General features: G+C 47.8%; 18 protein-coding genes and 1 pseudogene. 7 read left to right on the top strand and 12 right to left on the bottom strand.

All coding sequences use genetic code 11. From position 1 onward, the window contains the following. Positions 1 to 2 precede the first annotated feature (2 nt). Entirely contained in the window at positions 3 to 1,205 is a 1,203-nt protein-coding gene (locus tag ADS79_RS05575; RefSeq protein ID WP_049737424.1) for a DUF418 domain-containing protein, read from the bottom strand. A 157-nt stretch (positions 1,206 to 1,362) separates the two neighbouring features. Between ADS79_RS05575 and ADS79_RS05570 the strand changes: the two genes are divergently transcribed. The 3 genes from ADS79_RS05570 to ADS79_RS05560 are packed head-to-tail and all read left to right on the top strand — an operon-like array spanning position 1,363 to position 4,493. Beyond that, positions 1,363 to 2,076, top strand: a complete 714-nt coding sequence (locus ADS79_RS05570) for a response regulator transcription factor (protein WP_049737423.1) — start codon at positions 1,363 to 1,365, stop codon at positions 2,074 to 2,076. Then, entirely contained in the window at positions 2,073 to 3,821 is a 1,749-nt protein-coding gene (locus ADS79_RS05565) for a sensor histidine kinase (protein WP_049737422.1), read from the top strand. Before ADS79_RS05570 ends, ADS79_RS05565 begins: the two co-directional genes overlap by 4 nt. A gap of 33 nt (positions 3,822 to 3,854) precedes the next feature. Next, positions 3,855 to 4,493: a cysteine hydrolase family protein gene (locus tag ADS79_RS05560; RefSeq protein ID WP_049737421.1), complete on the top strand. Its 639-nt coding sequence runs from the start codon at positions 3,855 to 3,857 to the stop codon at positions 4,491 to 4,493. 70 nt (positions 4,494 to 4,563) lie between these two features. Here ADS79_RS05560 and ADS79_RS05555 read toward each other — a convergent pair whose 3' ends face one another. The 4 genes and pseudogenes from ADS79_RS05555 to lpdA all read right to left on the bottom strand — a co-directional run bounded on the left by ADS79_RS05555 (position 4,564) and on the right by lpdA (position 10,183). After that, a complete protein-coding gene (locus tag ADS79_RS05555; RefSeq protein ID WP_049737420.1) occupies positions 4,564 to 5,454 on the bottom strand; it encodes a YwqG family protein in 891 nt (296 codons plus the stop codon). An 83-nt stretch (positions 5,455 to 5,537) separates the two neighbouring features. Continuing rightward, complete coding sequence (locus ADS79_RS05550; RefSeq protein ID WP_049737419.1) at positions 5,538 to 5,981, bottom strand: SRPBCC family protein; 444 nt, start codon at positions 5,979 to 5,981, stop codon at positions 5,538 to 5,540. A 169-nt stretch (positions 5,982 to 6,150) separates the two neighbouring features. Further along, a pseudogene (locus ADS79_RS05545) lies at positions 6,151 to 8,544 on the bottom strand (penicillin acylase family protein). A 235-nt stretch (positions 8,545 to 8,779) separates the two neighbouring features. Then, positions 8,780 to 10,183: a dihydrolipoyl dehydrogenase gene (gene lpdA / locus ADS79_RS05540; protein ID WP_049737418.1), complete on the bottom strand. Its 1,404-nt coding sequence runs from the start codon at positions 10,181 to 10,183 to the stop codon at positions 8,780 to 8,782. Positions 10,184 to 10,347: 164 nt separating this feature from the next. On the opposite strand from lpdA, the gene ADS79_RS05535 reads away from it, so the two are divergent. The 3 genes from ADS79_RS05535 to ADS79_RS05520 all read left to right on the top strand — a co-directional run bounded on the left by ADS79_RS05535 (position 10,348) and on the right by ADS79_RS05520 (position 15,227). Further along, complete coding sequence (locus tag ADS79_RS05535; RefSeq protein ID WP_049737417.1) at positions 10,348 to 10,914, top strand: TetR/AcrR family transcriptional regulator; 567 nt, start codon at positions 10,348 to 10,350, stop codon at positions 10,912 to 10,914. 349 nt (positions 10,915 to 11,263) lie between these two features. Further along, on the top strand, positions 11,264 to 14,368 hold the full coding sequence (locus ADS79_RS05525) for a GNAT family N-acetyltransferase (protein ID WP_049737415.1): 3,105 nt from the start codon (positions 11,264 to 11,266) through the stop codon (positions 14,366 to 14,368). A gap of 1 nt (position 14,369) precedes the next feature. Then, positions 14,370 to 15,227 carry an amidohydrolase family protein gene (locus ADS79_RS05520; protein WP_049737414.1) on the top strand — a complete coding sequence of 286 codons (858 nt, stop codon included), beginning with the start codon at positions 14,370 to 14,372 and terminating at the stop codon, positions 15,225 to 15,227. A gap of 90 nt (positions 15,228 to 15,317) precedes the next feature. Here the strand turns inward: ADS79_RS05520 and ADS79_RS35945 are convergent, their stop codons facing one another. Genes ADS79_RS35945 through ADS79_RS05510 form a run of 4 tightly spaced genes read right to left on the bottom strand, consistent with a single transcriptional unit; the run spans position 15,318 to position 17,703 of the window. Continuing rightward, positions 15,318 to 15,467 carry a hypothetical protein gene (locus ADS79_RS35945; protein ID WP_236699895.1) on the bottom strand — a complete coding sequence of 50 codons (150 nt, stop codon included), beginning with the start codon at positions 15,465 to 15,467 and terminating at the stop codon, positions 15,318 to 15,320. A 36-nt stretch (positions 15,468 to 15,503) separates the two neighbouring features. After that, positions 15,504 to 16,682: an AMP-binding protein gene (locus tag ADS79_RS05515; RefSeq protein ID WP_236699894.1), complete on the bottom strand. Its 1,179-nt coding sequence runs from the start codon at positions 16,680 to 16,682 to the stop codon at positions 15,504 to 15,506. Further along, positions 16,679 to 16,858: a hypothetical protein gene (locus tag ADS79_RS35940; protein ID WP_236699893.1), complete on the bottom strand. Its 180-nt coding sequence runs from the start codon at positions 16,856 to 16,858 to the stop codon at positions 16,679 to 16,681. Before ADS79_RS35940 ends, ADS79_RS05515 begins: the two co-directional genes overlap by 4 nt. After that, a complete protein-coding gene (locus ADS79_RS05510; protein ID WP_049737413.1) occupies positions 16,855 to 17,703 on the bottom strand; it encodes an SDR family NAD(P)-dependent oxidoreductase in 849 nt (282 codons plus the stop codon). Before ADS79_RS05510 ends, ADS79_RS35940 begins: the two co-directional genes overlap by 4 nt. A gap of 213 nt (positions 17,704 to 17,916) precedes the next feature. Here ADS79_RS05510 and ADS79_RS35935 point away from each other — a divergent pair, with 213 nt between their 5' ends. Beyond that, positions 17,917 to 18,345 carry a hypothetical protein gene (locus ADS79_RS35935; protein ID WP_049737412.1) on the top strand — a complete coding sequence of 143 codons (429 nt, stop codon included), beginning with the start codon at positions 17,917 to 17,919 and terminating at the stop codon, positions 18,343 to 18,345. Here ADS79_RS35935 and ADS79_RS35195 read toward each other — a convergent pair. The 3 genes from ADS79_RS35195 to tyrS all read right to left on the bottom strand — a co-directional run bounded on the left by ADS79_RS35195 (position 18,342) and on the right by tyrS (position 20,639). Further along, entirely contained in the window at positions 18,342 to 18,494 is a 153-nt protein-coding gene (locus tag ADS79_RS35195) for a hypothetical protein (RefSeq protein ID WP_161807257.1), read from the bottom strand. The genes ADS79_RS35935 and ADS79_RS35195 overlap by 4 nt on opposite strands. A 22-nt stretch (positions 18,495 to 18,516) precedes the next feature. Next, positions 18,517 to 19,281, bottom strand: coding sequence for a DUF4253 domain-containing protein (locus ADS79_RS05500; protein ID WP_049737411.1), 765 nt, complete (start codon positions 19,279 to 19,281; stop codon positions 18,517 to 18,519). A 98-nt stretch (positions 19,282 to 19,379) separates the two neighbouring features. Beyond that, on the bottom strand, positions 19,380 to 20,639 hold the full coding sequence (gene tyrS, locus ADS79_RS05495; protein WP_049737410.1) for a tyrosine--tRNA ligase: 1,260 nt from the start codon (positions 20,637 to 20,639) through the stop codon (positions 19,380 to 19,382). Positions 20,640 to 21,116: the final 477 nt, after the last annotated feature.

Raw genomic sequence — 21,116 nt, 5'->3', positions numbered from 1 at the left:
CCTTACATGGAAACAGGCTTTTCCTCGCGCAGTTTTGCTTTCGGATTTCCTGACAATGAAAAATTCGTCCACATCCGTAAGAGACGCTCAACTGGTCCATAACGAAATCTTTTTACGTACAACGGACTGAGATAAAGCTGTACGATATAAATGACGAGCGATACCCCACAACCTGCCAATACACCCAGCTTTCCAAACAAGCCAAATCCATAGCCATAGAAAATGGTTGTACATATGACGGTTTGCAGCAAATAATTCGTCAGTGATAATTTTCCGACGGCTTGGAACCGCATTAGCCACGACGACGATGGTCTGCTGGAGAAAAGCCATACAAACGCGAAAATATAACCGATAGCGAGTATAACTCCCCCTGAAATATCCCCGATTGTACTCCACCAATAGCCTGGAGCGAGAACCTTTCCTGTTTTCAAGAAAAGTCCGATTGGCAGGAAAATGAGCATTTTCGTAAAATACGATGCGCGTTCCTCCTGTGGCCTTTCAAACCAGCGCGCTTTTGCAGCGTACATCCCAAATAAAAACATCGGTACCGTCAGGATTGGCGCAAGCAGAAGGATGATGGCCATGACATAGTCAGGCAATCCAAGCGGATCACTCGTTAACCTGTGATGCCTAATCTCGTCATACGTCCCCGTACCGTACACAGTCATGGTTTTTTGAACGTAGACCTCCATGCGGGCATGATCGGCTGCATTTTCAGGACTATTCTTTTCCGCAGGAATGAGCCCTATCAAGCTGATTACACATAGGACGACGATTCCCCAAGCAAGCAACGTTTTCGGCTTACGGTTCATGAACAGTAAAAGAAAGAAACCCATCATGCCATAAAACCCTAATATATCGCCTTCCCATAAAAATTCTGAATGGAGTGTCCCGAGTACGAGCAGCAAAAGAAACCGGCGGGCAAAATATCGCTTTGTCCCCAATCCCTTTGCCTCCAGGCTTTCTTTCATCTTGATCATACTAAAGCCAAATAGAAACGTGAAAATCGGCATGAAGCTGCTTTCAATTAAGATTTTGACCAGCTTGTAAATACCCGTGTCGAATACAGTAATGGCATACAGTTCAATCTCATCCTTCCCCCAAATCCCGTATTGAAAGATGAGTAGATTTGCCATCAAAATTCCAAACAGGCTAAAGCCTCGTAAACCATCTATGATGTGGATTCGATTTTGTTTGCTGTCCACCATGATCACCTCGGCTTGATTGTAGCAAGGCAAGCTAAAGTGACCCTAAAAGGTTCCTTACCGTTTGCTAAACACAATCTCCCCTTGTTTAGCTAAAATTAAGGAAGGTTTTGTACAATACAACCAGGAAGATTGTTCTGAAAACGGAGTGAATTCGATGCAAGACGCAAAAATCGTACTGATCGACGATGAGAAATCAATTTTACAAATGTTGGAAATCACACTGCGAAAAGAAGGCTTTCAACGCATATACACAGCCACAACAGCGCAAGAGGGACTTCATTTGCTTGAAAGGCACGGTGCAGACATTATCTTGTTGGACGTCATGCTGCCAGATAAGACAGGATTCGAGTTATGCCCGAAAATCCGTGAGCTGTCAGATGCGCACATCATTTTTGTTACCGCAAGAACATCCGAATTTGACGTGCTCACCGGCTTTGCAACAGGCGGAGACGATTATGTCACCAAACCGTTCAACCCACTGGAGGTGGTGGCGAGAATCAAGGCAAGACTGCGCAGAGGTACCTCCTTTCCTATCCATAAAGGAAATGACGACCCTATCCAATATGACTTTGGGCACTTCCTCGTCAATGAGAGTGCCGGTGAGTTGATCGTGAATGGAGAGTCTGTCACTTGTCCCGCGCAAGCTTTTCAATTGCTGCTCTATTTGTGCAAGCATCCTAATATCGTTTTTTCAAAATCGCAGCTCTATGACGCTGTTTGGGGCTTGGACGGATTTGGAGACGATAGCACTGTTATGGTCCATGTTCGCAAAATTCGCGAGCGAATCGAGATCGATCCGAGCGACCCCAAATATTTGGTTACGATACGTGGTCTAGGTTACAAGCTCCTCAAGGAGAGAGCTTTATGAGCCGACTCCGCAGCCGAATCGCCTTTCATTTTACCTTTCAGTTTCTGTCTTTATGGGTGTTCGTTGTCATTGCTTTTTTGGTGTGCACCCTCGTTCTCATCCGTTATTTGGTGAATCAGGATCTGCAAAAAACGTTTCCGCTTGGGGCGATTGAAAATATTGCAACAGAAACCTCCTTTAAGCAAAATATCGCGACAATCCCCGAGCGCTGGACTGATCAGCTAAAGGAAGCAGGCTGTTGGGTGCAAATCGTCGACAAGAATGGGAATGTCATCTATTCCTTTAATATCCCGGACAACCGCTTGAAGTCTTCATACCGTTCAACGGAGCTTTTACAGATTCAGGATACAGGCCGTTTTGAGTCGTTCCGGGTGTTTACTCACCTGGATACAACCGAACAGCATCCTTACTTTTATTTGCTCGGGGTAGAGGACCCGGGAGCAGACCAGCTACGCGAGTGGGTTGGAGCCTTCAGTGAGCTCGGGGTCGTTCGCTTGGATGCAGTTGCCCAGCTAGAGACCAGGCTCAAGGAAGCAGGCTTGTTCCTCGAAATTGTAAATACCAGCGGCGAAGTTGTCCAAACAGTTGGAGGAGAAAAGCATCGCGAGCAATATCAGCCGTTAGAACTTGTTTCCATGCGTCTGGAGCCAGCATTGCACAATTCCAAAATGGCTGCTTACACGGATGAATCAACGGGCAACGTCTGGCTGTTACATGCTGGCGAGGAAAAACCCGCTGTTGCCAGTCAACCGATCCTGCAAGAGGTTATTCTCGTTCTTGTGTACCTCGGCTCTGGCATACTGCTCATGACACTTGTTTTTGCAGCTTGGCACGGATATCGGTATGGACAGCCTTTATTGCTGCTGACGGATTGGTTTGAACGAATGGGAAAAGGACATTATCATGAGCCTCTGACGCAAAAGGACAGGAAAAAAGTATTTCGAAAAAACGGCAAGCTCCGTATGCGTTATCGTTTGTATAAAGAGGTGATCGATGGCTTTTATGACATGGCGACAAAGCTGGAAACATCGGAAAAAGAACGCATTCGCCTGGAAAAGACGCGTGAAGAGTGGATGACAGGTATTTCCCATGATCTTCGCACCCCGCTCGCTACCATTCAAGGATATGGGCATTTGCTGGAGAGTGGGCAATTCAGCTTTTCACCAAGTGAGCTTACGGAAATGGGGGCGATGATTCGGAGCAAGGGCGACTATATGGTGGAACTACTTCAAGACTTCTCTCTCACCTTTCAATTGAAAAATAATCATTTTCGGTTTGAAGAAAGCATCGAGCTCAATGAGTTTGTCCGTCGAGCCGTGCTTCGCTACGTAAACGACGCAACGATCCAGCAGATTGACTTTATTTTTGAGGAGCACGCCAACAAGCTGTTTGTAAAAGGAAACACCAAATGGTTCGGGCGAATGCTCGACAATCTGATTATGAATGCGATCAAGCATAATCCACCCGGCACCCGCATCACCTTGCGTACAGGTACAGAGTCAGATTGTGCCTGGATTGCCGTAGAAGACAACGGAATTGGTATGGATGAGGAAACACAGTGCAAACTGTTCGAGCGTTACTATCGAGGTACAAATACGGAAGAAAGTACAGAAGGGGCTGGTCTTGGCATGAGTATCGCAAAAGCGGTCGTCGACGCTCATCAAGGCACGATCAAGGTCGAGTCAGAAGCTGGTACTGGGACAAAAATTTTACTGTTATTTCCACGCCTAGAAGGTAAAATATGACTCATGATCAACCATTATTGAGGGGGGACAGTCATGAGCTATACGAGTCCAAATTGGAATACTTCCGTTCTGATCACGATTGATACGCAAAATGATTTCACTTTACCAAGCGCCCCGGCTGAAATTATGGGTACACATCAGGTGCTGCCAAACATGGTAAGGCTGCTGGACGCATATCGGGCAAAAGGTCTGCCGATTATTCACGTCATCCGCCTGTACAAGGAGGATGGCTCCAACGTGGATATTTGCCGGCGAGAGGCAATCGAAAAAGGCGCCAAAATCGCTGCTCCACATACCGAAGGGGCAGAATTGGTCCGCGAGCTCCGTTCCTCTCACTATACATCCCTGGATACGGACAAGCTGCTTAGCGGTGAGTTTCAGACAGTCGGGGAACATGAGTGGGTCATGTATAAACCGCGTTGGGGTGCATTTTATCAGACGGAGCTGGAAGCATTTCTTCGAGAGCGCGGGGTCGACACGCTTGTGTTTACAGGCTGCAACTTCCCCAACTGCCCGCGCACCTCCATGTACGAAGCAAGTGAGCGGGACTTCCGCGTCGTCATGGTAGCTGATTCGATGTCACAGGTGTACGAGAAAGGCATCCAGGAAATGAACAATATCGGAGTGCATGTTTGCGATCTGGAGGATGTTCTTCACCAAAAAAGAACCTGACCACTCGGTGTGGACAGGTTCTTCCCGTTTTCTTCGATTGAATCAAGCATTCCTGTGTACAGACGTGATTTCAACTCGAATACAGTGAGCAATAGGTACGGTCAAATCGACCTGCGAGCAAATCTTCCTTGCGAATGAAAAATTGCAATACCCCTGCATCCCACCAACAAAAACCAACCTCGTTATCCGACTCGATTTCCACCAGCATGAGCGTATCCTGGATTTCTTGCTTCGCCTTCGTCTCATCTCCTGCAAAATGCGCAGTAATCTCATGGAGGGCTTTTTCCATCTTGTAGTCATATTGCTTTCCTGTGAGCAGCATCAGTGCTGCTTCGTACTCACTATCATCGTGCTGGCCCGTAGGATACCCGAACAACGTAGCCACATCATCATGATCCATCATATCCGTGAGCAAAAAGCGAAAATCCTCGTAATCCTCGAAACTGAACGAATCCGTCTCGATCTGGTCATAATCTACATAAGCGTAATTTGGAGGCTCGAGCGTTGCTCTCGCCCCGAGCTGATACCCAGCAAATTGCTCTTCCAGGGCAGTCTCTCCCGGGGAATGACGACGCGTAGCGGAGACGAGCTGATCATCCTGCAAAAATAACACACGATGCTCGATATCATAGGCCGGCTCATCTATCCCTACAAAAAAATAGAGCATGCCTCTCGCTGGCAGAAGTGAAGATTCATCATGCTTTACCAATTCTTGCAAATTGAGCTGAAGCAAAAACGTCATCGGAGTCCCATCCGTCGTCTGGGGCCACTCGAGTTGGGGCGGCAGGTCAGGATCTCCGCCGATTCGTGATAGACAAGGAGTTTCATAGTTTTCGATCGCCGTTTTTTCACATCGAATCCCTTGGCGCGTAGTCTCAAGCAAATAGGTTGAAGCATGCGCTACATTTTGCTCAAATATGTGCTCCTCAAGCTTTTTACGGTTTCGTTCATTCAAACTCACGTTGATCCTCCCATATGGCAATCTGATAGCCCCATTTTATACGATTATCCCAGATGCTTCCATCATCCCTTTTACCCATGCTTTTATGCAGCTTCTTTCATCCGTTTGGCAATAGCCTCCGCCAGATCGGTCGTCAGCTGTGGAACATGGGTTTTCAAAATCGAATTGACCATCGGTGCCTTTAGCCCCTTCGCAGTGATGTCGAGGAAACCCGTCATTTTTGTGCGTCGCTCATCCAATGCCTTGGCTTGGAAATAGCCTTCTCCGGCAAAATTATCGTTGATACCGGTCAAAGTAAATCTTACTTCAGTCGGCTCTTTCCATTCGGTTATGTCCACTTGCAGACTTATCTTTTTCTTCATAATCCCAATGTCCCCTAAAAAGGTCCAATTCACTTTACGGTCGTTGATGATCTCGTGACTTATGTAACCAGGCACCAGCGGAATCCAGTTTTCCAGTACGCTGACAAATTCCCAAATCGTATTCATTCCCAAATCTAAATCAATGACATGTATTCCTTGAGGCATGACCGTTCATTCCTTTCCCGCTGTCTTTAGCTATCCTGTTAAATGTATTGCAGCGGGAGGCGATATATTTCGGAAAATTCGAAGCCGGGATGGGAAATAAGCCAGTACACACCGCTTCTAATACGGAAATGCACTGGCAGTTGCAATCCTCCATATCTTTTCCTATCGCTTATTTTGGCTCAAGTGTGAGTACATGCCCGTTATCAATCGTTTCCGTCAGAGAAGTTGTATGATAGGTTCCCTCTACCCAAGCCCGGAATTGATCATCGTACCAGCTGCTTTTAAAATGCCCGGATTGGCCTGGTCCGACAATATGATACGCCTTCGTCAGATCGCTGGTGTCTACGACAAACCGCCAGGAAGCTCCGTGGTTGATGACGCCCGACTTTGGATTGTATCCGGCTGCCTGCACGGTTACTGAACTTCCCCCTGCCGGAATTGGCGCTGCCCAGTTAAAAAGATAGTTCAGTCCTGTCACACTGGATAGCGGGTGAACAAAAGATGCCTGGTGAGCATTGCCCCATTTCCATGCTTGGCTGCTTTTTCCCCAAGAAGTCTCGATTTCCGCGATCGAATTTTTCAGTGAAGCATGGAGCACTTTGGAGAGTCCCCCTTTTTCCTCCATCCACGGACCAGGCTTGCCAGCTTGCGCTCTGCGGACCAGATCGTCAATGACCTGCGCTCTTCCTCTAAACAAGCTTCTCATGGAATCTGGTATTTGCTCTTCTAAGAGGGCTGCTCCCACCTGCTGCATCCATTTGTTGAAAATAAGCGGGGCTGCCAATTCCTTGTCGTCGACGAAATTCCAGCCTTCGAGGAGAGCGAGGACTTCTTTTTCCTTGTCGGTGAGCGTTTCTTTTTTCACCTGCTCCAAAAAGATGGGGACAAATTCTTGCGCTTGCAAATTGACTTGATCCATCTGCAGCTTTTGCATGTCCTCCACCGTCAGTTTTTCTTTTTCGGCGAGCACCTGTTGAATTCTCATTTGACGATACGGCTGTGCCCAAATATTGCTGATGTGGTATGGATAGCTGTTATCGGTAACCTTGTAGTTCGCGCTGGAGATAAAGCCTGCGCTCGGGTTTACGGTCTTCGGAAGCTGATCGTACGGAATGTACCCCGTCCACTCGTGCTCTTCTGTCCATCCAGGCACAGGTAGCAGTGCGTCTCCGTTTTTTCGGATTGGAATTTTTCCATTTGCCTTGTAGGCGATCGTCCCATCCTGCGCCGCAAACACAAAGTTTTGCGCAGGCGTGTGGAAGTCTTCCAGCGCCTTCTCGAACTCGGTCCAATTTTTTGCTTTATTCATGTTAAGCACCGCTTCCAGCTCTCTCGACGGCTCAAGCGCTGTCCATTTGAGTGCGAAAACGGTATCCTTCCCACTCTCCTCGGCAAACTCCGAAATAATGGGACCATGTCTCGTGATCGTTACCTGGTACGGAATCGTTTCTTTGTCTTTTACCTTTATCGGCTCGTCAATGACCTGTGCGTCTTCCCATTTGTCCATATAAAGGAATTGATTGGGTGCGTTCGGGTTTCTTTTTTCGATATACAAATCCTGTACATCTGGCCCCGTGTTTGTCACACCCCATGCGATCGAATCGTTATGTCCCAAAATAATGCCCGGAATCCCGGCAAAAATAACCCCACTCACATTTACCGCCGGAGCATTCAGATGAGTCTGGTACCAAATCGCTGGGGTAGCGAGGGACAGATGCGGGTCATCGGCCAGAAGCGGCTTGCCTGATGCGCTTTTTGCTCCACTGACTACCCAGTTATTGCTTCCATTGAATTCTGGCGGGACGACTGCTTTGGCAAAGCTTTTTTCGACGTCGATTTTTTCTTCCCCTAGTGTTGCAATAATGGGAGGGCCCCCTTTTTCATCAGAAGGGAACAGATCGTATGCTTTTTCCTTGGAAAAATGGCTTAACAGATAATAGCGAAATGCTTGCCCTTCCCAATGTCCACCCAAATCGTACGCCATGTACTTTCCGATGGTGAGAGAATCGAGCGGTGTCCATTCTTTTGGCTCATAGCCGAGCAGTGTAAACTCGACAGGCAGCGCTCCTTTTTCTTTTGCTTCCCTTATGTAGGAATTCACGCCATCTGCATACCACTACAGGGCATCCTTGGCTTCCTGTGAGTAGACTTCATGTGAAAGCGTGGCTGCCCTGCGCAAGCCGAGCGTCCGGAAATATTTATCCCGATCCACAGCCTTCTCGCTAATCACTTCACTCAGCTCACCGGATGCTTGTCTTCTGCTCAAATCCATTTGAAACAGACGATCCTGTGCCGTCACGTACCCTTGCGATGCAAACAAATCATGCTCGTTTTTGGCGAAAATATGGGGCACCCCATTGGCGTCTCTCGTTACGGTTACAGGCTCCAGAAGGCCTGCTACCTGGATCGTGCCTTCGATTTGCGGCAACGATTTGGAGATATATGCGTTTGCGATTCCGAATAAAACAGCACTTACGACAAGTAGTACAATGACTACGCCAGCCAAAATTTTGACAGCCTTTTTCCCCCTGCTCGCTGTTTGCTTTTTCAGAGCAGCCTCCATTGCTATATCCCCCCATATCGTTTCTACTTTTGTTCTATCATAATATTTCCAACCGAGGTAATGAATGACTATTCAGTGTTGCTTCAGTATAGCACACAGACCACAAGAGATGGCGCTCCCCCACGTCCTGTAGTGCAAGTTTTCGAGCACAAAAAAAATACGGCATTTCTGCCGTAGATTCTCGCTCGTTCTGATTTATTATCGTATTTGCATGCAGCTGTGCCTCGGCTTTCGTTTACACCGCTGTCGTACTAAATTTTTTCATGTTCATTTTTTTGACAGTGTTCTCAGCTGCCTCCATGATCACTTCTCCCAAAGTAGGATGGGGATGAATGGTCAGCGCCAGATCTTCTACAGTTGCTCCCAGCTCGATGGCAAGTGCCAGCTCCGATATGAGAGTTGACGCCTCTACTCCGGCAATTTGTGCTCCAATTACGAATCCCGAGCTGGAATCTGCAATGATTTTGACAAATCCTTCTGTTGCCTGGAGCGCCAATGCTCTGCCGTTAATGGAGAATGATGATTTCCCTGTAACTACCGGGATGCCTTGCGCTTTTGCTTCTGTTTCACTGAGTCCAACGCTTGCCAGCTCCGGTTCTGAAAAAACGACAAGTGGGATGGCTCTGTAATCAACTACAGCAGCTTGACCTGCAATCGCTTCTGCGGCAACTTTGGCTTCATAGGAGGCTTTATGGGCAAGTGCCGGGCCAGCCGTAATATCACCAATGGCGAAAATATGCGGGATATTCGTTCTGCATTGTTCATCTGTCTCAATCAGTCCTCTGCCCGTAACCTGCAATCCGATACGCTCCAGTCCCAGTCCTCCATCCGTGTTTGGCTTTCTTCCAACCGTCACTAGCACATATTCTGCTGTAATCGATTGATGCACCTGATCTTTTTCATAATAGAGTGTTACATGATCCTCATCCTGCTGTGCTTTTGTTGCCTTCGCTCCATTTATGATCGTAATTCCGTCCGCTTTTAATTGTCGAATAACAGGGGCCACAAGCTCCGACTCGAACCCTGGTAGTACTTGTCCGCCGCCCTCCAGAATCGTCACCTTTGCTCCAAATTTGGCATACATCTGCCCCAGCTCAATACCAATATAGCCGCCTCCAATAATGACCATGCTGGCTGGAATCTGCGAAAGCGACAGTGCCTCTGTAGAAGACAAAATACGTCCACCAAACGGCAATGCTGGCAGCTCAATCGGACGCGAGCCTGTTGCAAGAATCGCATGCTGAAAGGAAATCGTTTGCTCTACTCCTGCCAGATGAATAGCTGCTGTATGCTCATCCACAAAGCTTGCTTCTCCTTGCACAACGGTTACACCAGCCGTCTTGAGCAAGTAACCGACCCCACCAGCCTGTTTGTCCACAACCTTCTGCTTGAAAGCTTGTGCGATCTCAAAGGAACCCGCAGTATCAGCCTTGTTCAACTGTCGGAGCAAATCATGACGATGTGCTTCTGCAATCAATGCTTTTGACGGAATGCAGCCCACATGAGTGCAGACTCCACCGATCTGGGAACGTTCCACAATTGCCGTCTTCATCCCTAGCTGTGCAGATCGGACAGCTGCTACATAGCCACCCGGCCCTGATCCAATTACGAATGTATCTACCTTTTCAAGTTGACTCATAAAATGGTCCCCCTAAATTTTAAAAGACATTTAAATATGATAATCATAATATATTATATTCATCATATTCAAAAATAGTCAATATCCCGATTCGTGCTTTGACATCAATTATTATGATGGATATAATATTTTAAAGCAAATTGATACGGGACGGAGTGATAACAATGCCATATCCAGAAGGACACAAAATAAAAGTTCGAGGCAAAATTATTGAAAGTGCTGCTCAAGCCTTCCGTACGAATGGTATCCGCGATATAAGTGTTCCTGTCATCATGAAAGGGGCCGGGCTGACTCATGGAGGGTTCTATTCACACTTTGAAAACAAGGATCAACTCGTTGTTGAAGCTTGCCGTTATGCCATCAGCGATACAATCGCTCTTTTACAACAAGCCGCAGACCAGGCGAAGGATGTCCCCAAAATCCATGCCATTATTCAATACTATTTAAGTCAGGAGCACCGTGATCGAAGAGAGATCGGCTGTATTCTCCCTGCTCTTTCTGGTGAAATGTCCCGCTCCTCAGACGAGGTTCGGCAAGTCTTCACCCAAGAGGTTCAGCGAATGATTGATTTTATCGCTGATCTGGCACAGCTCGATACGTCCAAAGCCAGCGCCCTGCTCAGTTCTATGGTCGGCTCTCTCGTGCTGGCACGCTCTGTTCACGATTCCAAACTGAGTGACGATCTTCTGGCTGCAGGAAAGCAGTATGCCCAAACGATACTTGTCGCCTAGTATTGCGATCCTCTCAAGCCTAATTGACTACAGCATGAAAACAAGACCGGCGTTCGTCTAAAACGGCGCCGGTTTGACCTATTCCTCGAAATAACCAATTATTTATGACTTCATTTTCACCCTCACAGCGTCGAGCGATTCCACAAGCCTTCGTTATCGCCCTACACACTCACTCCAGGATTAACTCCATCCAGATCAGTGTATCCAGCGCAATCCATTCCTACTAAACTCATAGCAACCTGTTTCAACAACATACTTTGGTCTTGTATTTTAAGAAACCGATCCTGCCTCTCAAACGTATCTCTAGTAATATACAAAAACTGACAATGAAATCGAGGTGCAAGCAAACATGGATTCTCTTACAATCGTTCCCTATCGTCCCGAGCTCGCAGCAGCAGTCGCCGATATGTGGAACGCCAGCCGCGATGGATGGGGCGGCGGAAACTCGATTACGACAGCAGAACAAATCCGCCAGGAAGAAGCGAGATCAGATGCACTCGTTGTGTACCTGGCTATGGATGGCGAAACGGTGGCCGGCTATTGCAGCCTGGGAGAATATCGGGAGGATACAGGTGCCCTCTACATCCCGCTGCTCAATGTCCGTCCTGAATATCAAGGAAAAAAAGTAGGACGCATGCTGCTTGCGCGCGCACTCGAGCAAACGATCCAGCTCGGCTGGCCGCGACTTGATCTGTATACATGGGCAGGGAACACCAAAGCAGTTCCCCTGTATAAAAAGTTCGGTTTTTTCTGGGAGGATCGGGACGATTCCACGCATTTGATGAATCTGATTCCCACTGTGCTCTCTACGGAGGCCATCTCCCATTACTTCGAAGACATAGATTGGTATCACGACTCTACTCGCGAAATTGTAGTAGAGCCGGACGGTCGAAAAGAAAACGGCTTTGATTATTTCACTTACTCCTGGGCAAAAGGAGAAACGAACCTGCGGGTTGAGTTTGAGCGCCGTGGTCGTGGCCTGCGCCTGATTGAGACAGATGATTATCTGGTGTCCGCCGAGGTAGAAAAACTGGAGCTCGTATTTGGCCGGGAATACCAGATTCAGTACCGGATCATCAACAAATCCGGCAAGCCGCTGCACCTATCCCTTCAAGGCGAGTCATCCGAGACGATCCGCTTCGAATATGGGCAGGATCTGGAAGTAACGAAAGAAGCGACACTGACTGCCAGCTTTTTTGTTGATGAGATCACCGAAGAGCAAAGTATTTGGCGCACGCATCCCCGCGTCTGCACACATATCCTGATTAACGGCAAAAAAGCTTTGTTTCAGGTAGGGATTCTCCCCAAATTTCCTGCCACCCTAACCATGCATGTACCGGGCTTCTCCTATCCGGGACAGCAAGCCACATTTTATTTGGATGTAGAGAACAGCTTTGAAGAAGAAGCAGAATTTACATTTGAGCTACCCTCTCAGCCGTTTCTGAACCTCCACGAGCAGCATTACACCTTGCGATTAAAGGGCAAGGAGCGCACCTCGCTATACTTGACCGGAGATTTGCATGAACACGGCTACTATGAGGCAGATGTAAAGGTGAAAGCGACCCTTGCAGATGGCAGCACTGTCTCTTTTGCCAAAAAGATCGGCGCCGCATTCACCGGATTGGGTGCGATGCTCGCAGGAGAAACAGAGCTAACCTGGCAGATTCACCATGGCAGCCATACTCTCTACGTAAACAAGGACGACAATGAGCTAACCATCGTCAGTGGTACGGGTTCACAGCCAACCTATTTCTCCTACCCGAAAATTGGCAAGCCGTATTCCAGCGAGTTCTCGAAAAAGCGTGCCGAGAAAGTAGACTATCTCTTTGAAAAGGGAGCAATCGGTATCCGCATCACATATCGCTCTGGAGCTTATCCTCAGCTTGCCCTGACCGCAAAAACACTTCTCTTCGGAGACGGCACGGTTGTGCATGAGCTGGAGCTGGAGAACCTTTCTACAGAAAAGATTGCAACTGAGCTTTGGCTCAGCCAAGGCTTCGCTCATCCGTTTTCCCGTCCCATTTTGCCGTATCAAGGGCGATATATCGAAGTCCCTTCCTCCTACGGCAGCGATATGGAATATTGGGATGGTGAGCTGCTCAGTGAGAACTGGGTGTTTTCAAGGGATGAAGCAAGCCCATGGGCAATGTGCTGGCCAGACGAATACCACAGCGATTTTCAAGGCTGGCAGGTGGCTCTGGAGACCAGTATTGCCGAATTCGAGCCGCAGGGCAAAACCATACTCGGTCCGGTCTACCTCATGCACGGCAGCTTTACAGACTGGAAGGAGTTCCGCGCTTTTGCCCGAAAAGAAGCAATGCCAGCGGACTTATCCCTGACTTCTCACCTGGAGCTGACTGCAAACAAGCAGAACCCGTTCCTTGATCGTGCAGAAATAGAGGTACAGGTAAAAGAGTACAAGCAGCAGTATTTGGAGGGTGAATTGTCTGCATCTCTGGAGGGTGATGCTGCTTCCAAACAAGCGTGCAGCTACACGGAGGAAGAAGAAGCGACCGAATCTGACTTTACTTTCGATGCTACGGGGTCATCGTATGAGCTGGTGCAGGTAAACGGACATTTCGCTACCCATGAAACGAAGCTGCGCAGCGCCATTTTCCCAATCGGTAGCGGCACGGTCACGCAAGAACAGGTGGAGGAAAGTGGACAGCGTGTCTTTGTCGCTGACAACGGCATCGTGCGGATCAAGGCAGCTCCTGATTTTTATCCTACTCTGTATTCTCTCGCAACCAACGGCCAGGAGTGGTTGGCTAGCTCCTTCCCGGAAAGGCAGCCCAAATCATGGTGGAACCCGTGGACAGGTGGAATCAGCAACTCGATCGATGAGATGAGTGCATTTTCACTAGTCAAGGAAGAGTGCACAGCCTCATTCGTCGAGCGGAAAGACAATCGGCAAAATGTGTGGCAAGGCATCAAGCTGAGCTACACGGTGAAAAAGCAGGAAAAATATCGCGGTCTGACATGCCATCAGTATTACTTGCTTCTGCCTGGAGTACCGGTATTATGTCATACCGTTGAGATCGAGCAAAACACCGGAACCTATTTTGCTGACAAGAGCTGGACAACTAACATCTTTTTGCAAACCGAAGACACGGCGGATGCCGTTTGGCTGAAAACAATCGGGGCCAATGGCGAGGAATTGAGCTACAAGCTGGCACAAGGAGAGCTGTCCGTGACCGAAGTTTCCGACTATATCGTTGGTTCTGCTTCTCACAAGGATCAGCTGCAAATCGTAACTGATCTAGACGCGGCAGAGCTGCAGCTCTACTCCAACAAGGAAGTAGCTGTCGCCTCACTCGAGCGGGAGCTGAACCTGCCAAACAAGAGCACGACCTTTACTGCGCCCCTCTTTTTCCTGTTTGCGGACAAGCCGATTCCATCTGACTCCTTGTCTGCCTTGCGCGCCATCCGTTTTATGAACAAAAGGGAGGATTGAAATGAAAATCATTGATGCCCATATGCATTTATCCCACATCGAAGAGTTCAAGCGGACAGCGACAGAACAGTCGTTTGTTGATTACTCGGTAGAGGGACTCCTGCAGGAATATGCGGAAAACGGAGTCGTGCTCGGGATTGGCATGGGCTTGACGGAGACACAAAAGAACGGTTTTCCTGACGCAGAAGCGATCACCCCGATGGGGCTCGATTTGACAGAAGAGCTGCCGCAAAACCTCGTCTATTGCCTGGGAATCAACCCATTCAAGCTGGATGAAGCAGCGTTGCAGCGAATGGAACAAGATTTGCAAAAACCGAATGTAGTCGGGTTAAAAATATATCTCGGCTACTATCCGTTCTATGCTTACGATCATGTCTATGATCCGATCTATGCGCTCGCCGCGACTTATCAGGTGCCTGTTGTCTTCCACACCGGAGATACGTATTCAGAACGAGGGCTGCTGAAGTATTCTCATCCACTCACGCTGGACGAAGTCGCCGTAAAGCATCGTGATGTTAATTTCATGATGGCTCATTTTGGTGATCCGTGGGTGCTGGATGGAGCTGAAGTCGTGTACAAAAATCGCAACATGTTCGCTGATCTCTCTGGCTTGATGGTGGGTGACGCAGCGAATTGTCAGCGATTAAAGGATTCCCCACTCTTTTTCTCTCATCTGCGTCATGCGATCACTTATTGTGATCACTACGACAAATTTTTGTTTGGTACCGACTGGCCACTAGCTCCAGTGAAATCGTACATCGAATTCGTACAAGAGCTGATTCCAGTACAGTTTCATGAGGACGTGTTTTACCATACGGCTTTGCAAGTATTTCCAAAGATCAAGCCGCTCGTTGAGTAGCTGGTAATTACCATTTACAATCAAAAAAATCCCCTGTATCCTCACAAGCCTTTCGTGAAGCTACGGGGGATTTCTTTCTCCTTGACAGTTCTACGTGCTTAGCTGCTTTTTATCCCGCTTCCCCAGATGGGTATACGCGATCCGGTGTACGAACACAATCTCTTTCGGCATTTGATAGCGGGCAACCTTTGAGCGCAGCCATTCACTTAAAGCCGCTTCCGTCAGCTCAGCATGTGCCACAAGCTGAACAACTGCTTTTAACCTTTGACCAAACCGTTAATCAGGAAGTCCGATCACCGCTGCGTCTTCGATCAACGGATGCTGCATCAGGACTTGCTCAAGCTCGATTGGATACACATTTTCACCAGCAGAAACTACCATGTCATCTGTTCTGCCGCATAAAAAATAGTAGCCCCCCTCATCCCGATACCCTAAGTCCCCTGTCGCAATCCACGACCGATTTCGGTTTCGCATCGACCAATGATTTTTGATGCAAAACTCACCTACCTGACCGGCTCTACACTGCTTTTTCTGAGAGTCAAGCACCTGTAATCGAACACCTTTGATTGGTCTTCCAATCGTATTCGGACAATCGGCTAAATCCTGCGGATTGGCAATGAGATTCAATCCTGCCTCTGACGTACCGTACAAATTGTACAATACATGCCCCAGCTTCCTGTGCACCTCTGTCACCAGCTTGGGATTGAGCTCTGCACCGCCGGATGCGATACAAGCAAGTGATTTTAAATCTTCTACATGATGCTTCAGCATTTTATGGAGCATCAGCGGAACGACGGTGACGACCTCGACCTCATGTTTTCGAATGAGCGCACACGCTTTTTCCGCCTCAAATCTGGAGGTGATTACGATTTTCTTCCCTAATGCGATGAATAGCAGCAAGAGAGCAAGCCCATATCCATGGTACATAGGAGTAGCAATATAGGCAGTTTGATAGCGTAATAGCTGGAGCCTGGTAAGCATGGTTGAAAAAGGAGGCAAATAATTGAATAAGGATGGCTGATGCGCGACTTTCTTTGCTTTTCCCGTCGTACCTCCTGTAAGGAGTATGATCTTGCTGGAAGACGTTCTCTGTCGCGGAGCCTTTTCCCCTCCGAAGGCACGAGACAGTTGATTGACGGCAGGCAAGTGCTCGTGGTAGCTGAGCAGCTTGTCTTTTGCATAGATCGACTGCTCGATGAGGCCTGTCAGCTCCGCGTCATAAATCAGCAGGTCCAGCTCATGCGCCTCCACAATCTGATTAAACTGCTCCAGGCTCATTTCGGTATTCAGTAAGAAAATATCAGAGCCCGTAAAAGAGGCGGCAAACATAGATTTCACCAGGGAAGCATGATTTTTGCATAAAAAGCCAACCTTGTGACCGCTCGCAAGTCTGTATTTTTGCTTTAAAAGGAGTGAAAGACGCTCTGATTGGTCCAACAGCTGTTGAAATGTCATGGTTTCCTGACATCCACCACAGCGACTTTCTGACCGTACATGCTCGCTGCAACCTTCGCAAGCATCATTACATTCATCCCGTATTGAAAAATAGCAACGATCAGTCGGTACAAACCGACGGGGGAGAGCATTTTCATTTTGTACAGAACAGCAAGCAAGGATACGAACCGCATCATGGCTTTCCCCTTTTTCGCAGCCTTCTTTGCATTCCCCATTCCCATGGCCCTCTCCCCAAAACCGAGGCCAGCTGTCCAAAAATCAACCACCACGGCATCACGCTTTTCCGTTTGGTATACATGGATTTGGCGATCATTCGGGCTGCATGCTCCGGGCTCATGGCAGGCGCGTTTTGGTAGGCGGCTGTGGGCTCGATCATCGGTGTTTTCACTAGTGGGAGATAAATCGACGTCGTCGTAATTCCCAGAGCATTCCATTCGGGGGCGGCTGAACGAAGCCATGTATCAAAGGCGGACTTGGAAGCCTGATAAGCAGCCCAATAGGGAAGCGGAATCAGCGACGTGTTTATGGTAGAGATGTTAATGATCTGTCCTTTGTTTTGTTGGATTTGAGGAATGAGGGACAACAGCAATTGGACCGGCGCAAAATAGTTGATTGCCATCGTCCGGGTAAAATCGTGATAACGGTTTAAGGACTCCATGATCGGACGTCTGATGGAGTGTCCAGCATTACTCACGACTATATCGACACCTGCTGGCTGATTCCGAACAAAACGGAGAAACGCCTCCAGCTCGATGGAGTCACGTAAATCAGCCCGAAAAACACTTATTTTAGCAGCCTTTCCTGCAATCTCGTTTTTTATCTTCTTCAGCTTTTCCTCTCTCCTGGCTACAAGGATCAAATGAACCTCATATTCAGCCAGAAGATAGGCCAGCTGCTCTCCAATCCCGGAGCTCGCACCTGTGATCATGATCGTTTTCCCGTGAATGGCCTTGGCTAGCCTCTTCTCGTCCAAATGAGTAGGCAAAAATAATATTTTTTCCCAAGCTTTATAGTTACGCATTCTTTTTAATCCCTTTTGGTTATGTGTAGATTCCACCTCTATTGTCCTCAACTTGTTTGCCAGAAACAAGCTCCTTGTTTATTGATCCTAAACTGCATAGCATCATTTACCACTCATCTATCTGCCTTAATTTATAGAAAGCTGTATACTCGTCCAATCACTCTCGCTTTGTCCAACATACTCTGAAATTATCAAACAAAAGGAGATGATTGATTGGCACGAATTCTCGACAAAGCTGCGGTTCAACCACGTAGCAGCTTCAACCTAGCAAGATCATTTACGATTAGGCGTTCACCAGGAAGGTCTCGTCTAGCATCCATCCGAATCAGAATACCCGCTATGAATGCTCGACCTAACCAGGTTGAACTAGTAGCATCTGTTGGTGTCCGGGGGATTACCGGTATTGCTCAAATCCGGTTTCGAATCTTTCGTGATGGAAGAGAGATTTTCAACACAATCCAAGGTATTGAATCCACTGGGTCTGAACAAAACTATATCGTCACATTCCAGGCGATTGATAGAAATGTAAGATCAGGCAGTCATGTCTACACAGTAACTGCTGAAAACCAAACCGCAAATACAAGAGCGGATATTGTCGGTCCAATATCTTTTAGTGGGCTAGCCGTTAAAACGAGAACCTAATCCGGTTCTTGCAGTTCGCTCGCTACGTACAGGCTGTCGGTATAAATCGACAGCCTTTCGTCGTTCACCCGCCTGGAAAATAAAGCAGCCTTTTTTCGACCAATTGGGACAGAATCACTGAAGTAAAAGGTCTTGCCCACGCTTGCCATATGAGAGAACTGCTTGGGAGCCTTAATCCCACCAAAAATACCACGTATCATGCTTCATTAAATAATCCGCGTAGTAACCTAATGTTGGACAATCATCCAGAACATAATGGCAAAATATAAAATGCTCCTTGGCGAGCTTCAAAGCATCCTCATATGTCTGTGGTCGACTACCTGCCTGAACAATCCATGTATCGTCCGTAACTGCAAGAATCGTAATCGCATACTTCTCCTGAAAATGCTTCATGATCACTGACTGGTGTAACGGGAGAGGACAATCATTGAAGCCACCCATCGGAACCCACAGCGGAGCTTCATTCCCGGCTTCTTGCGGCAGCTTCAAAACAATCAGCGAATCATCTTCATCGGCATACTCCTGAAGCCATTTTGCATCGAAATGGAGCGGTGCTTTCTCTGCCTCACTGCGTCGCTCATCCAAAAGCTCCTCGCCTTCCCAAATCAATGCGTACGCCTTGTACAAGTCCTCGAAGCTTTTGCCCTCCAAATCGATTTGATCTGAAGGTAGATCTGTATACATCAGCTGTGACGCTATGATATGCCGCCACGCATCCTCCACTGTCATGCTGCGAGCCTCTTCCAGCTGTTGATGAACATAATCAGAAAGTGTGCCCGCTTCCTCGATGGCATCCTCCAGCATTTCCTCCAAATTACCGCTAGGCAGGATGCAAATGCTGTGCTTCCCTTCCTCATGAGCAGGTATAGACACATCCTGCACAGAAACTACTTCGATGTCACATTCCTTGAAATGTTGGGAAAGCTCTTCTACCATATGTATCCCTCTTTTCTTAAAATAAGCTCCTCAATCCGTTAAAAGACAAGAAGCCTCCCTTGATCGTTTCGCGGGAAGCTTCTCGTTGATCACATAGACTATGACATTTTCACCAGGCTGTAGTTTTTCTTGCCTTTGCGGATAATGATAAAACGGCCGCCGATAGCCAGGTCAGCTGTTACTTCGAGTCCAAGGTCGCTGATGCGCTCACCATTCATGGAAATCGCTCCATTATTGATATCTTCGCGTGCCTGACGCTTGGACGGCTCAATGCCTAAATCAACAAGCCAATCGACGATATTTTTCGCTTCGTTCGTAGCTTCAAACGTTGGCATTTCTTTAAAGCCTTGCTCGATCTCATCCGCAGTCAGTGATTTGATGTCTCCACTGAACAATGCTGCGGTAATGCGTTTGGCTTGCTCCAGCATTTCTTCGCCGTGAACAAATCGGGTCATTTCCTCTGCCAGCATTTTTTGTGCTTCGCGCTTGTGCGGCTCTGTCTGCACTTTTTCTGCCAGCTCATCAATCTGCTCTTTGGAAAGGAATGTAAAGTATTTCAAGTATTTCACAACATCACGGTCATCTGTGTTTGCCCAGAACTGGTAGAATTCAAATGGCGTGGTTTTGTTCGGATCCAGCCAGATCGCGCCACCAGCTGTTTTCCCGAATTTGGTTCCGTCGGATTTGAGCATGAGCGGAATGGTGAGACCGAATGCTTTTGATTCTGGACCTTCTTTTTTTCGGATCAGGTCAAGGCCGCTTGTGATGTTCCCCCATTGGTCTGAGCCGCCGATCTGCAATTGTACGTCTTCATTCTGGTACAGGTGCAGGTAGTCAAGCGACTGCAGGATTTGGTAGGAGAACTCGGTAAAGGAAATGCCCGTTTCGAGTCGGCTCGATACGATATCCTTTGCCAGCATGGTATTGATGCTGAAGTTTTTGCCGTAGTCGCGCAAAAATTCGATTACGTTGATTTTATGTGTCCAGTCGTAATTGTTGACCAGACGAATCTGATTATCTCCATCGGTCACAAACAGCTTTTTCATTTGTGCGGTCAGCGCGTCTACGTTTTCCTGGACTTGATCCAAGGTTTGCAACGAACGCTCTGTTTGACGACCACTTGGATCACCGATCGTACCCGTAGCCCCACCAATCAGAATAACCGGACGGTGCCCAGCAAGCTGGAAGCGTTTCAGCACCATGAACGGGATCAAGTGACCAATATGCATACTGTCACCTGTCGGGTCTACACCACAGTAAAGTGAAATCGATTTTTGTTCCGTTAATTCTCTCAGGCCCTCTGCATCCGTTTGTTGATTGATCGCGTCGCGCCATTGCAATTCGTCGATAATGTTCACAGCCAACCACTCTCCTATGCTCGTAGACAACTTGTAATCAAACATCGTATCTGTAAAACAAAAAATCGCCCCTTGTCTATGTAGACATAGGGACGATTGAATAACCGTGTTACCACCCAGCTTGCACCAATGGACGTTGCGCTATTCGCACGCCATTCATGCCACTCTTTGACGAGTTATCGTTCGCCACTTCCGCTCAGCATTACCCGAGATACTCCAGAGTTGTAATTCGCAGGCTTCGTGTGTACCGGGTTCCATCAACCCCCGGCTTTCTAGAACAGGGACCAAGCTGCTACTGGGCTCTTTCAACGTATGTCATATATAAGATTACAGACAGTATAGTGAATTCCTAGATCAGTGTCAACTGCGCTGGCAGAAAAGGGCGCTACTCATTCCAGTATTCCTTTTTGGGGCAGGATGATACATCACTCACGAAAAAAACATTCACCACGCTGTAACGAAATCCCGGTTTTTCGT

Origin of the sequence: Brevibacillus reuszeri, assembly GCF_001187725.1 — a bacterium.
GTDB classification, from domain to species: domain Bacteria; phylum Bacillota; class Bacilli; order Brevibacillales; family Brevibacillaceae; genus Brevibacillus; species Brevibacillus reuszeri.
The sequence above is the reverse complement of the archived record's forward strand: the minus strand, read 5'-3'. Positions and strand labels throughout refer to the sequence as shown.

Coding starts and splice junctions, on each gene's coding strand:
- ADS79_RS05515 (WP_236699894.1), bottom strand. CDS start 16,682: ATGACATTTCAACAGCTGTTGGACCAATCAGAGCGTCTTTCACTCCTT.
- ADS79_RS05550 (WP_049737419.1), bottom strand. CDS start 5,981: ATGCCTCAAGGAATACATGTCATTGATTTAGATTTGGGAATGAATACG.
- ADS79_RS05565 (WP_049737422.1), top strand. CDS start 2,073: ATGAGCCGACTCCGCAGCCGAATCGCCTTTCATTTTACCTTTCAGTTT.
- lpdA (WP_049737418.1), bottom strand. CDS start 10,183: ATGAGTCAACTTGAAAAGGTAGATACATTCGTAATTGGATCAGGGCCG.
- ADS79_RS05560 (WP_049737421.1), top strand. CDS start 3,855: ATGAGCTATACGAGTCCAAATTGGAATACTTCCGTTCTGATCACGATT.
- ADS79_RS05510 (WP_049737413.1), bottom strand. CDS start 17,703: ATGCGTAACTATAAAGCTTGGGAAAAAATATTATTTTTGCCTACTCAT.
- ADS79_RS05535 (WP_049737417.1), top strand. CDS start 10,348: ATGCCATATCCAGAAGGACACAAAATAAAAGTTCGAGGCAAAATTATT.
- ADS79_RS05520 (WP_049737414.1), top strand. CDS start 14,370: ATGAAAATCATTGATGCCCATATGCATTTATCCCACATCGAAGAGTTC.
- ADS79_RS05525 (WP_049737415.1), top strand. CDS start 11,264: ATGGATTCTCTTACAATCGTTCCCTATCGTCCCGAGCTCGCAGCAGCA.
- ADS79_RS05570 (WP_049737423.1), top strand. CDS start 1,363: ATGCAAGACGCAAAAATCGTACTGATCGACGATGAGAAATCAATTTTA.
- ADS79_RS05500 (WP_049737411.1), bottom strand. CDS start 19,281: ATGGTAGAAGAGCTTTCCCAACATTTCAAGGAATGTGACATCGAAGTA.
- ADS79_RS35940 (WP_236699893.1), bottom strand. CDS start 16,858: ATGATGCGGTTCGTATCCTTGCTTGCTGTTCTGTACAAAATGAAAATG.
- ADS79_RS35195 (WP_161807257.1), bottom strand. CDS start 18,494: ATGGCAAGCGTGGGCAAGACCTTTTACTTCAGTGATTCTGTCCCAATT.